Below are 12,723 nucleotides of genomic sequence, written 5' to 3'. Positions count from 1 at the left end.
GTCATGGAACGTCTCTCATTGGATCAGATCTGCGGGGAAGCGGCGGCCGCTCAGGGTATACAGGAGCTGCGGGCCTTTCGGGATCGAATGCATGGGGAGTTCCGGCGGCATCTCCTTTTTGCCGGTCCCCTGGAGTGGAACCGGGCTGCGAACCGCTTCCACGATGCGGTCATCCGCCGGGTGATCGAGCTCTCCGAGCGGGAGTACGATGAATCGCATGGGTCATCGGCACCGCTGCCTTATGCCTTCCTGCTCTTCGGCAGCGGAGGCAGGGGGGAGCAGACACTGTGGAGCGACCAGGATAACGGGCTCGTGTACCAGGACCCCTCGTCACCGGGTGAGCAAGCGGCGGCCGAGGCGTACTTCCAGGGGCTCGCGCAGCAGATCTCAAGCAATCTGGAGCTGGCGGGGTATCCGCCCTGCAGCGGCAATGTTATCTGTACGAACGCCAAGTGGCGCAAAAGTGTAACGGCATACCGGCAGACGATTGCCGGCTGGCTTCAGGACCCGGACTGGGAGAACGTGCGGTATTTGCTGATCGCCGCTGATCTTCGCACGGTATACGGCGAGCAGGCGCTCGGCGAGGCGGTCGCGGAAGAGTTTCATGCGTATGTGGCCGCGCACCCGGCTATGCTCGAGCACCTGCTTCACAATACGCTGCACCACAAAGTCTCGCTGGGCCTCTTCGGCCAGCTCATCAAGGAGCGGTACGGCGAAGATGCGGGAGGGGTGGACGTCAAGTACGGGGCTTACATTCCCATCGTCAACGGGATCCGGCTGCTCGCCATCGAGGCAGGCATCCGGAGTACGTCGACGGAAGAGCGGATGCTCGCGCTGATCCGGGAGGGGTATGTGGAGGAGGAAATCGGTCTCGACTGGCTGGAAGCGCTGAGCCTGGCATTCAAGCTGCGGTCCATGACCCCTTATCAGGTGGAGGGCGGCAGGTACACTACGCGCGGCAAGCTGACGGCGGAGCAGCTGACCAAGGAGCGGATCTCAGAGCTGAAGCTGTGTCTGCGCATCGGCATAGAACTGCAGAAGTATGTCAAACGAAGCGTTCACAATGAGCTCGAGAAAGGTTAGGTGAGAACCGCTTATGAAGGATATGAGGCCCGCGGGACGGATGTGGCATCTGTACAAAATGGGCGGATTGACGCCTGCCCTCACGTCGATGTTCGATGTCCAGAGCGCCCAGCAGATGGCGTTCATCCGTTCTATTATGAAAGAGCAGCGAAAGAACTCCCTGTATGAAATCCCTTTGGATACGGTGGAAGTGGTGGTTTTTGACCTCGAGACCACCGGATTCTCTCCTTATAACGGCGATGAAATCATCTCCTTCGGCGCTGTGAACGTAACCGGCCGTCTGTTGTCCGGCCATGAGACGTTCTACAGTCTCGTCAACCCCAAGCGGGCTATTCCCCGGGAAATCGAGGAGCTGACAGGGATCACCAACGGTATGGTGGAAGAGGCTCCGGATCTGATTCATGCGCTTCGCGGCTTCCTGGAGTTCGTGCAGCAGAAGGTGCTGGTGGCCCACGGCTCGGGTCATGACAAGCATTTTTTGAATTCGGCCCTGTGGAAGACCTCCAAGGTTAATCTGTCCCACCGTCTGCTCGATACGATGATGATCGCGAAGTGGCTGAATCCGAGGCTCTCTGCCTATGATCTGGACACGCTGCTGGATTTGTACGGGATCGAAGTTACGGTTCGGCACCATGCCTTGGAGGATGCAGTGATGACGGCGAAGTTATGGGGCAAATTAATGCTGGAAGTGGAGTCTAGAGGCATACAGACGCTTGGGGATCTCTATACGCACCTCAGCCATACGAACTGACATGGGATCTTCGGTATGCAGCGAATGCTGGTCTGGGGATTTTTTTGTGTTGGTTATAGGGTAGGGGAGTCTGGAAGTACCCGGTATGGCAGAGTCTTGGCCTGCAAGAGGCCCGAAGCATCCTGAACGTATCGGTACACCCCCATCGTTGGTACGGAAGGGCGCTGGAGCGAGAGAATCCAGTGGCTTGGCAGCGTATGCCAGGCTGTGGCGAGATCCCATTCGGAGGGAATCGGCGGTGTGGTGGGGTGTGTATGGAAGAACCCGATCACTGCCCCGCCGCGGTACGCCGCTTCGTGAAGCAGCGCAATGAGCCGACCGGGTTCCATTTCGAACCGGTGCCTGCGCTGAACCGAAATATTGGGTACGGGATGAAAGCGGTGCGCGATCCAGCCTCCCTCTTCTGTGGGATAGCCCGATAGAACCCCACAGGCTTCCTCGGGGAGGAGGGAGAGGCCATGGGTGACCATCTCCCGGTATATCTGTTCCGGTAAGGTGAGCAGTGGTGCCATTTTGCGTAGTCCCGCCTTTATCACACGTCTATGCCCTGCCAAGTAAGGTTCATTATACCTTTCCTGGGGGCGGCGTGCCAAGCGTCAGCCTTTGATCCGGGCGGGGGGCTTGATCAGGAAAAAGACGAGCGCCAGTGCAATCACGGCAAGGGTAGTGACCACAATAAACACCAGGCCATGGGACTTGTCCATCATCCAGCCGAACAAGGGCGGACCGAAGGCTACCCCGAGAAACCGGAGGGAAGAGTAGAGCGATGTGATGACCCCGCGCTGCTCCCGTCCTACAGAACCTGTAATCATCGTATTGAGACAGGGGAGCAGCAGTCCGGTTCCGACGGAGCTGAGCGTAAGCAGGCCGATGAATACATAGATGTTGCCGTCGTAGAACAAGGTGCACAGTCCAAGGGCTATCGACATGACGGCCAGTCCTATATTCATGAGAATCCGCATCAAGCGGCCGTTCTTCTTGATGAAGGAACCCGTCGTATATGAAGTGATGACGAGGCCCAGCAGCGGGATGGCCAGAATCATCCCTTTGCGCACGCCCTCAATGCTGTGCGGCGCTTCCTCCAGAATGTCCGACAGATAGAAGAGCACGCCGAAGAGCACGAATAAGGCGAGGGAGCCGGCGAAGAAGGCTGGAATCATCCAGCGCCCTTTCTCTTTGAGCACTTTGCCGATCCCGTGAATGTAGGCGCCGAGCTTCGGCGCTTCTTTGGTTTTCTTCGGCTCCTTCAAGACGAACATAACCAGCAGGAGCGAAGCCAGGCAGAAGAGCGGGAAAGCGAAGAAAGCGGCATACCAGACGATTAAGGCCAGCAGCGAGCCGAGAATCGGCGAGATGACCTTGCCGGCTCCGTTGGAAGCTTCGGTCAGGCCGAGCGCTTTGCTCTCTGTACCGGCTTTGTACAAATCTCCGGCGAGCGCCATGGCGATCGGGGCCGTCCCGGCTGCTCCCAGCCCCTGGATGGCACGGGCGATGATGATGATGGTATACGAGTTCCATACTGCCCCGAAGCCCGCCAGCACGCCGGCAGAGCCGTAGATGATGAGGGAAGGGATCATCACTCCCTTGCGCGAGTAACGGTCGGACAGATAGCCCGAGATGGGGATTACGAGCCCCGCGGTGACGGAGAACAAGGTAATGACGAGCGAGCTCTGGAACTGGGAGATGCCGAGCTTCTCCTGCATGTCCGGCAGGATGGGAACCAGCATGGAGTTCCCAAGTACGAGGACCATGGGGACGCTTGCGATGGCCACGAACTCCATCAGATGGCCTTTGGAGGAACCGCCCTCGGAGGAAGAAGATTTCTTGTTTTTCGTTTGATGCTGTCCTTCTTCCTGAGCGGAAGCCATATCGCTTTCAAATGAAATTTGGAGTCTTTTGGATTTCGTCTTTTCCACCCGGATGAAGCCTCCTTACTCATTCATTCTATCGTAAGTTTACTATTCCCAGGGGAGTGTCCCCTCATGCCTGTACCCTCAGCAGGGAGACGGACGGCAGGATCGTACCGCGAGGAACACTTCGGTGTGTGACGAAGTTCTGGGCTGACCGCCGTAAGGTTTGGCCTTTCTTGGGCAATACTGCTAAGAGAATCCATCATGGAAAGAACAGGGGATGAGCGAATGAGACGATACGGCGGGATCCTCGCGGTGATGAGCCTCTTGGCAGCGCTGCTGCTCGTTCAGTTGACAGAGCGGCGCGGCGACGGCAAGCCGGTGTATGCTGCGGCTTCGGGACCGCCCCGTGTAGCTCCCGGCCTTCCGGCTCCCGCGCTGAGGCTGCAGGGAATGGGGGGAGGCGAGTTCGCCGTGGGAGGCGGGCGGAGCAAGCCGCTCTTGTTGAACTTCTGGGCATCGTGGTGCGGTCCGTGTCATGAAGAAGCGCCCGACCTTCAAGCCGTGTACGCGAAGTATAAGGACCGGGTGGATTTCTACGGGGTGAATGTGACGAGCGAAGACAGCGCCAAGGAAGCCAAGGCGTTCGTGAAGAAGTACCAGTTCACCTTCCCGGTGCTGCTCGACACCGAGGGAACGGCAGCGGAGGCTTACCGGCTGCGGCTCGTGCCTTCCAGCTATCTGATCGACCGAGAGGGCAAGCTCGTGGAGGTCATCCACGTGCTGCCCGCCGATCAGCTCGAAGCGAAAATCCAGCGGCTGATCGGTACTGCCGGGCCGTGAATCCGGCTAAGCAAGATAAACGGCTTCGCCGTCCTTCAATGACGATGCGCAAAAAGCCGCTGCCTCCGATCGGAGGCAGCGGCTTTTTGGTAGTATCTGTTCCAACTAATGGTTAACGATGCCCAGCGGTTCGCGGTATTCCTGCTGCTTGATCTGGGAAGGGGTCTGGTTGAGCAGCGCGTAGCGGATGCTGTCGGCCAGTGCCTCCCAGCTCGCTTCGATGATATTCTCGGACACGCCGACCGTGCTCCAGGAGCTCTGGAAATCCGAAGACTCGACGAGAACCCGAACCTTGGCAGCCGTCGTATCTTTGTCGTCCAGCACGCGGACCTTGTAATCCGCCAGATGCATGTTTTGAATCGCCGGATAGTGGCGTTCAAGGCATTTGCGGAGCGCGTTATCGAGCGCGTTGACCGGTCCGTTGCCTTCGGCGGCGTTGTAGACCGATTCTCCGTGGACCCGTACCTTGACGATAGCCTCGGATACGACGGGCTGGTTCACCGTTTTGCCGACGATGATCTTGAACGATTCGAGCGTGAAGATCTCTTCTAGCTGGCCGTAAGCATTGCGGATGAGCAGCTCCAGGGTGGCATCGGCCCCCTCGAATTGGTAGCCCTCATGCTCCATCGTCTTGATTCTGTCGATGAGCGACTTCGTCTCTGGTTTGCTCGTATCGAACTCGAGCCCGAGCTCCTGCGCTTTGAAGACCAGGTTGCTCTGACCTGCAAGCTCGGATACGAGCACCCGCTGCTTGTTGCCGACAAGCTCGGGCTTGATATGTTCGTACGTGCTCGAATCGCGGAGAATCGCCGATACGTGAATCCCGCCTTTGTGCGCGAAAGCGGCCGTCCCGACATACGGCTGATTGATCGGCATATGCATATTGGCAATCTCGCTGACATACCGTGCCACGCTGGTGAGGGAAGCGAGCTGCTCGGAGCTGATGACATCATAGTTCATCTTCAGCTGGAGATTCGGAATGATCGAGACGAGATTGGCATTCCCGCAGCGCTCGCCGTATCCGTTGATCGTTCCTTGGACTTGGGATGCGCCGGCCATCACGGCTGCGATGGAGTTGGCGACGCCGAGCTCGCAGTCATTATGGGCGTGAATGCCGATCGGACAGGCGACCCGGCTCCGCACATCCGTTACGATCGCAGATACTTCGTGAGGCAGCGTGCCGCCGTTCGTATCACACAAGGCGATCCAATCGGCGCCGGCCTCCTCGGCTTTGCGGATCGTGGCGATGGCATACTCCGGATTGCTCTTGTAGCCGTCGAAGAAGTGCTCGGCGTCGTAGATGACTTCAAGGCCGCGGCTCTTCAGGAAGCGCACGGAATCATAGATCATCGCGAGGTTCTCCTCGAGCGTCGTCTGGATCGCGGTATGTACCTGGAAGTCCCACGATTTGCCGAAGATCGCCGCCGCTTCGACGCCGACGTCCAGGAGCCGGTTCAGGTTGGGATCATTCTCGGCCAGCGTTTCTTTGCGCCGCGTGCTGCCGAAGGCCGTCACTTTGGCATGCTTCAGATGAAGCTCCTTCACACGCAGGAAGAATTCGATATCTTTATTATTACTGCCGGGCCAGCCGCCCTCGATATAGGAAACGCCTAAGCTGTCCAGTTTCTGGGCAATCTTGAGTTTGTCCTCCACGGAAAGGCTGACGCCCTCACCTTGTGTTCCATCCCTCAGGGTAGTATCGAAAATTTTAACTGTACTCACTCTCGTATTCCTCCTGTTTCGGCAGCCTCTTCGTTGCATCCCTTAGTAAGGTATAATAGATTTGCACAATTATAGCATATGTGGCGCAGTTCCATCTATGCTCTTTTCATATATTTTCAGTACTCCGATCGGAAAAAGAAGCGCCCTTGCCTCTTGGGATTGGGGGCGGTATGCTGATTGAAAAGGGAGGTGACGATATTCGTGAACGAAACGGACAAAGGCAGCGGACCTGCGGCGGGGTACCCCGTCAACGGGAGGGTGATTCTGCATATCGATATGAACGCCTTCTATTGTTCCGTCCATGAAGCCGTGGAGCCGGAGAAGTATAAAGACAAGCCAACCGCCGTGGCGGGCAGCGTGGAGCTTCGCCACGGCATCGTCGTCACCTGCTCCTATCGTGCGCGCGCTCTTGGGGTCAAGACCGGGATGCAGGTGAGGGAGGCGCAGAAGCTCTGCCCGGACATCATCCTCATCCGCCCCGACTTCGATCTCTACCGCCGTTTCTCGCGGGCTTTCATGAAGATTGCTTACGCTTATTCGCCGCTGGTGCAGGCCGTGTCGATAGACGAATGCTATGTGGATATCACAGGTTCCAAAATCTTCGGGACACCGCTCGAGATCGCCAGCAGCATCCAGGACCGGATCCGCATCGAGCTGCTGCTTCCGTGCTCGATCGGGGTGGCGCCGAACAAGCTGCTCGCGAAGATGGCCTCCGATATGTTGAAACCCAGCGGCATCTCGGTGCTGCGCAAGCGGGACGTGCCATCGGTGCTCTGGCCGATGCCCTGCGGCCAGCTATACGGCATCGGGAAGAAGACAGCGGAGAAGCTGAAGCGTCTGCAGATTCATACGCTAGGCCAGCTGGCTGCCGCGGACGAAGGGCTGCTCACCGCCCGGTTCGGCGTGATGGGCGCTGCGCTGAAGCGGGCGGCGAACGGGGAGGACGATGCGCCCGTGAACCCCGATTCCGAGCAGAGCAAGTCCATCGGCCATACGACGACGCTGCCCGTGAACTATAAGGACCGCGGAGAGATTCACCGCGTCTTCCTGAACCTGTCCGATCAGGTGGGGCGCCGCCTGCGGAAGCAGGGGCTGATGGCCGGTACGGTGCAGATCACCATCCGGGATCCCGACATGAAGACGATCACCCGGGCTTCGAAGCTGAAGGAGCCGACGGAGCAGACGGACGAGTTCTACCGGGCCGCCTGTGCGCTCTTCGACAGGCACTGGCCCGAAGGCAGCGAGGTGCGTCTGCTCGGCGTCACGCTGCAGGGCCTGACGGCCCGCAGCGAGGCGGCGGTCCAGCTTGACTTGTTCAGCTATCAGCAGCAGCCTGCCAAGGACAAGTTGACGAAGGCGATGGATGCGCTGCGCGACAAATTCGGCGAAGGGGCGGTGCTGACGGCAGGGATGCTTGGGGACGATCCGTCCTCCTTGATCCGCAACAGCAAGCGCAGAGGAACCTCGCTGCAGATGGATCATCTGAAGCTGCGGGGACTGAAGGAGGAGGAAGGCCCATGAGCGCCACGGTCATCGGACTGGCCGGCTGGTCTAACAGCGGCAAAACCACTCTGCTGGCGAAACTTGCCGGACTTCTGGAGGAGCAGGGCGTGCGTGTGGCCGTCATAAAACACGACGCCCACGGACACTATAAGGAAGAGGATGGAGCGGATTCCACGAGCTTCGTCCGGGCTGGGGCGTCGGCGGTGATTGTCGTATCGCCGGACGCGGTCCGTACCTATGAGCGGCGGAGAACCGGGCTTCAGGAGACGGTGGAGCGTCTGCAGGAGAGCGGCTTGTACGATTACGTCCTGGTGGAAGGATTCAAGAAAGAGCTGCACGATAAGATCGCTTTGTTCCGGACGCCTTCCGAGGCGGGTATCCTCCGCGAATTGTCGCCTCAGCCCCTTGCTTGGGTCACGCCCGACGCGGGAGCTGCCGGATTTCCTCCTGCCGGAGTGCCGGTATTCCACCCGGACGATGTCCGCGGGATCGCCTGTTTTGTGCTTTCTCTGAAGGGTAATAAGGAGTAATAAAGCGGACGTGGTCCGGCATGGTACTGCTCAATGGCAGACCTATAAGCTTAGCTTATCACCTGGTCGTAACTTTTCTATTTGAACTTTGGAGTCTTTTATATTATATTCTAGGATGAGGCTACACATTCGAGGAGGAAGAGTAATCATGGCAAAATACACAATCGTGGATAAAGAAACCTGTATCGCCTGTGGCGCTTGCGGCGCTACTGCACCTGACATTTACGACTACGACGACGAGGGTCTGGCTGAAGTCATCTACGAAGCGGACGGCAACAAGGGCGTAATCGAGATTCCTGAAGACCTGTACGACGATCTCCAGGATGCACAAGACGGCTGCCCTACCGACTCCATCAAAGTTGCAGACACGCCTTTCAACTAATAGGTCCTAGGACAAGCCTGTTTCCTTCGGGGAACAGGCTTTTTTCATATACAAGAATGTAAATCTCGCCAGGGCTCGATCCGGTCATCTTATCTATCTCATAACCGCGCATCGTCATTAAAAGACGGAGAAACTGTTTATCTTGGTTGCGCCAACTGAAGGGGAGCGCTCGCCGCAGGGGGCCCGTCATGCTAAGATGGGAGTCACAGCCCGGTGCGGCGGTACCGGACATCACACTTATCAACCTCAGGAGGGCCCATCTATGAAAAAGCAATGGAGCAAAGCGGGCGTGATTGCGGCAGGCAATGCGGTCGTCCTCCTGCTCTGCCTGATCCTGCTGGGCACGGATTCGCTGCGGATGCTGTCGAACCAGCTGTTCGACTTCCATATGAAAGCCACGATGACGCGGGAGCCGCATGAGGATATTCTGGTCGTCGCTATCGATACGCAGTCGATCAGGGAGCTCGGGCCGTATCCTTGGGACCGCGGGTTCTATGCCGATCTTCTCGCCCGGCTGGAGAGCGGGAAGCCCAAGGCCGTCGCTTTCGATATCGAGCTGTATACGGATAGCGGAGGCGAGGGAGACGCCAAGTTCGCGGGGGAACTCGCGAAGCACGAGAATGTCATTCTGCCCTCGCACGGCGAAGTGGAGCAGCGGCTGAGCCGTTCCACCGTCATTCGGGAGGGGGAGCTGCTCCGCTCGGACCGGATCATCGATCCGATCCCGGCCTTCCGGAAGGGGGGGAACCCGGCGCATATCAATGCGGCGTTCGACGATACGGACGGAGTGATCCGCACGAACTGGATGGTGCTGGACACGCCCGCAGGCCCCTATCCTTCGCTCGCGCTAGCAGCCGCCAAGCTGGCGGGGGCCGACGTCGCGAGGTACCTCGATCCTCCTCAGCTGCCGGGCAAGCCGAAGGGCGAGGCGTTGATCCGCTGGGATGCACGGGCGTTCGACTTCGAGACGATTCCGTTCTCCAGCGTGCTGAAGGGAGCGGTCCCGCCTGAGATATTCAAAGACCGCATCATCCTGATCGGCTATACGGTGCCGGGTACCGACGAGGGCTTGACTCCGGTCGAGAAGCACATGCACCTGGTGTATGCGCACGCGAACCTTCTGAACCAGATTCTGCAAGGCCAGATGCTTGTACCCGTCCGCAGGGGAACGGACATCGTACTGGCGGGATTCGTGCTGCTGCTGCTCGGTCTCTTGACATGGAGGATGCGGGCGATCGGCGGTGCGCTGGCGGCGCTAGCGGTGTTCGGGGGGCTGCTCGCCGGACAGTATGCCTTGTTCGCATGGAGCGGGCAGTATCTGGACATTACGGCAGCAGGAGCCTGCGGACTGCTCGCTTATCTCGGCAATCTGGCGATGAAGACCTACTTCGAATCGTTGCAAATACAGTATATTACGAGGCAGTTCGGCCGGTATGTCTCGCCGGATCTCGTCAAGCAGATCGCCAGAAGCGAACAGGAGATCAGACTCGGGGGCATCTCCAAAGAGCTCACGATACTTTTCCTTGATGTCCGGGGGTTCACCTCCTTGTCCGAGAAGCTGAAGCCGGAGGAAGTCGTCGACTTTCTCAATACCCTGTTCGACCTGATCACGGAGCGGGCGCTTGAGAGCGGGGGAACGATAGACAAATTCATGGGGGATGCGGCGATGATCCTCTACAATGCCCCGCTCGATGTTCCGGACCACGCGTACCGCGCGGTGAAGACGGCCTGCGAGATTCAGGAAGGGATGAGCAGGGTTCGCCGGGAAGTGTACGACAAATACGGCGTCGAGATTGCCGTAGGTATCGGGATCCATACCGGCGACGTCATTGTCGGCAATATCGGATCGTACCTGCGGATGGATTATACGGCGATCGGCGACAACGTCAATACGGCCGCCCGGATCGAGTCTTCCACCGGCCCCCATCAGATCTTTGTCTCTGAGGCTACTTACGCGCGCACTAGCGAAGCTTTCCGCTACAGGGACGCGGGCGAGAAGCTTCTCAAGGGGAAAAGCATGCCGGTGAAGATTTACGAAGCCATAGGGCTGCGAGAGGCGGAATAGCCGAATATTCGACACCGTTTGACGATTCTCGTTCTTTTTCGTTGATCTTTGGCTGGCTGGCTTTTACAATAATAGAAATAGATTCGCATGGATGCTCGCAGACAGAGAGGGGTTTCGAAGGTGAGAGAGAGAGTACAAGGGGAACCGGGGCGTTCCGTCCGTATGCCGGCCGCTCTGGCGGTGCTGCTGGTGTTGATGTCCTTCTTCCAGGCGGTGCCTGAGGCCCGGGCCGAATCGGCAAGGGCGGCTTACGTGGCGGAAGTATCGGGGAACGTCCAATATAAGAAAGCCGGCGGTTCCAAGACCTTCCGGGTGTACAAGGATCTGAATCTGAATCAGGGGGATTACTTGTACACGGGAGCGGACTCATACGCCATCCTCCGGGTGGGGCAGAGCGAGGTAGAGTTCACGGTGGCGGCGAATACGGAGATCTATATGGCCGAACTGACGGAGGGTGCGGGGAACAAGACCAGGGTGAAGTCCTGGGCGGGCAGCCTCTGGTCCAAGGTAAAATCACTCGTGAGTTCGGAGGATGAGGTGGAGCTCGAAACGCCGACGGCGGTGATGGGGGTGCGCGGAACGCAGTTCGCCACTTTCATTGATCCGCAGACAGGGGAGACGGTGATGCTCGTGGCTGCAGGCAAAGTAACTGCCACCACAGTAAGCAGTGAGCCCGGTGCGCAAGGCGGTATAGGAGAGGGGACACCAACGGAGCAGACCGCGATGATCTACCCGTCGCAGCAGATCGAGCTCCAGTCGCAGACCCTGCCTGACGACCTGAGAACAGCAGTGGAGTATGCGGATGTCGCCCGGATTGTCGGTCTCGCCGATCCCAAGGTACTGGAGACGTTCCTGAGGAATGCCGGCCAGATCCAGCAGGAGAACGAGGCGATCAAGCAAAAGCTGAAAGAGCAGTTTGACCGGGGGACAGCGAGGCCCGATCCGCAGTCGATAGTAAAATTCGAAACGGACGGCGATCTTCTGGGGGTGCTTCGCAACTTCGATGCCCTGCTGCCGAATATCGCCAAAGAAGCCGTCGACCGGGCCAAAATCGAAGCGGGGCTCATCGATGAGGTGAACCGGAGCCTGCCGGAGGGCGGAAAAAAACTGGATCTCTCGCAGGTTCCTCCGCTGGATAAGACGGCTGGGCTCGATCCCGAAATCGAGAAGAAGAAAGCCGGGCTGTCCGGCAAAGGGACAGCGTCCGCGGAAGACGAGCTCCTGCGCAAGAACCGGGAAAGGCTCAAAGAAGTGCTGAAGAAAGCCGAGGAGCAGCGGAAGGCGCTGGAAGAGGCCAACCGCCGAACGGAACGGGAGCTGGCGGAGAAAGCGCTGGGGGATCTTCGCAAGAAGCTGGATGCAGCGGCGCGGGAAGCCTTCGAGCAGAACCGCGTCAAGAATGAGTCCGGGATCAGCAAGCCAGCCCCTGATCCGGTTCAAGACTCTGGATCGGATTCGAATTCGGATTCGGGAAAGGGGTCCGAGACTCCGCCGCCGGTTGGGCCTCATGTGAAAGTTACCCAGCTTGCGGGAGCGGGGCCGGGCTCTGTCCGCTTGCGGATCGAGATGGAGGGCTTCACGGCCGATATGCCGTTCTATGCGGTGGAAGCCCATCTGTCTTCCGCCGGAGATAAGCTGAACTACGCGGGTACGGAGAACGACGGGCTCCAGGATACGCCTTCCACGGTCTTCGACGGAGAGCAGACTGCCGAGATGCTGCGCCAGACGGAAGGTTCCGGACAGCGCGAGTGGATCTATGCGGGCACGCTCTTCCAGCGCAGTGGAAGCGAGGCTTCGGCTCCGGTACGCCTGAACGGAGCACCAGCCCTGCTGGTGGACCTGCCGCTGGAGACTTCCGGGATGAAGCCCGGTGAGACCGCGCAGGTAGAGCTGTTTCACTTCAAGGCACTGAAGGCGTCCGGGGAGACGGTATACGAGCTGAACGCCCCGGTATCCTTGACGGTTACCGCACCATAGTCCATCAGGAACAGGGA

Annotated in this window: 11 protein-coding genes; 8 read left to right on the top strand and 3 right to left on the bottom strand. The window is 58.7% G+C overall.

Features of this window, described 5'->3' with window-relative positions:
* Positions 1-3: 3 nt before the first annotated feature.
* Together O9H32_RS00900 and O9H32_RS00895 are read left to right on the top strand one after the other, a co-directional pair.
* Positions 4-1,083, top strand: coding sequence for a DUF294 nucleotidyltransferase-like domain-containing protein (locus O9H32_RS00900; protein WP_269863829.1), 1,080 nt, complete (start codon positions 4-6; stop codon positions 1,081-1,083).
* 13 nt (positions 1,084-1,096) lie between these two features.
* Entirely contained in the window at positions 1,097-1,834 is a 738-nt protein-coding gene (locus tag O9H32_RS00895) for an exonuclease domain-containing protein (protein WP_269863828.1), read from the top strand.
* 53 nt (positions 1,835-1,887) lie between these two features.
* Here O9H32_RS00895 and O9H32_RS00890 read toward each other — a convergent pair whose 3' ends face one another.
* Together O9H32_RS00890 and O9H32_RS00885 are read right to left on the bottom strand one after the other, a co-directional pair.
* The gene (locus tag O9H32_RS00890; protein WP_269863827.1) at positions 1,888-2,346 is read right to left on the bottom strand and encodes a M67 family metallopeptidase; all 459 of its coding nucleotides are present in this window, start codon (positions 2,344-2,346) and stop codon (positions 1,888-1,890) included.
* A gap of 84 nt (positions 2,347-2,430) precedes the next feature.
* Positions 2,431-3,750: an MFS transporter gene (locus O9H32_RS00885; protein WP_269863826.1), complete on the bottom strand. Its 1,320-nt coding sequence runs from the start codon at positions 3,748-3,750 to the stop codon at positions 2,431-2,433.
* A gap of 222 nt (positions 3,751-3,972) precedes the next feature.
* Between O9H32_RS00885 and O9H32_RS00880 the strand changes: the two genes are divergently transcribed.
* Positions 3,973-4,527: a TlpA family protein disulfide reductase gene (locus O9H32_RS00880; RefSeq protein ID WP_269863825.1), complete on the top strand. Its 555-nt coding sequence runs from the start codon at positions 3,973-3,975 to the stop codon at positions 4,525-4,527.
* A 105-nt stretch (positions 4,528-4,632) separates the two neighbouring features.
* Here the strand turns inward: O9H32_RS00880 and cimA are convergent, their stop codons facing one another.
* On the bottom strand, positions 4,633-6,288 hold the full coding sequence (gene cimA, locus O9H32_RS00875; protein ID WP_269863824.1) for a citramalate synthase: 1,656 nt from the start codon (positions 6,286-6,288) through the stop codon (positions 4,633-4,635).
* A gap of 162 nt (positions 6,289-6,450) precedes the next feature.
* Between cimA and O9H32_RS00870 the strand changes: the two genes are divergently transcribed.
* From O9H32_RS00870 to O9H32_RS00850, 5 genes are all read left to right on the top strand, one after another.
* Positions 6,451-7,770 (top strand): DNA polymerase IV, encoded by a 1,320-nt coding sequence (locus O9H32_RS00870; protein WP_269863823.1) that lies wholly within the window; start codon positions 6,451-6,453, stop codon positions 7,768-7,770.
* The gene (mobB, locus tag O9H32_RS00865) at positions 7,767-8,282 is read left to right on the top strand and encodes a molybdopterin-guanine dinucleotide biosynthesis protein B (RefSeq protein WP_269863822.1); all 516 of its coding nucleotides are present in this window, start codon (positions 7,767-7,769) and stop codon (positions 8,280-8,282) included. The genes O9H32_RS00870 and mobB overlap by 4 nt, the downstream gene beginning before the upstream one ends.
* Positions 8,283-8,430: 148 nt before the next feature.
* Positions 8,431-8,664, top strand: coding sequence for a ferredoxin (locus O9H32_RS00860; protein ID WP_269863821.1), 234 nt, complete (start codon positions 8,431-8,433; stop codon positions 8,662-8,664).
* Between the two features lie 262 nt (positions 8,665-8,926).
* Entirely contained in the window at positions 8,927-10,729 is a 1,803-nt protein-coding gene (locus O9H32_RS00855) for an adenylate/guanylate cyclase domain-containing protein (RefSeq protein ID WP_269863820.1), read from the top strand.
* A 120-nt stretch (positions 10,730-10,849) separates the two neighbouring features.
* Positions 10,850-12,706 (top strand): FecR family protein, encoded by a 1,857-nt coding sequence (locus tag O9H32_RS00850; RefSeq protein WP_269863819.1) that lies wholly within the window; start codon positions 10,850-10,852, stop codon positions 12,704-12,706.
* The last annotated feature ends 17 nt before the right edge of the window (positions 12,707-12,723 follow it).

Origin of the sequence: Paenibacillus caseinilyticus, assembly GCF_027533645.1 — a bacterium.
GTDB lineage: Bacteria > Bacillota > Bacilli > Paenibacillales > NBRC-103111 > Paenibacillus_G > Paenibacillus_G caseinilyticus.
Note: the sequence above shows the minus strand (reverse complement) of the source record. Positions and strands in the feature narration are given on the sequence as shown.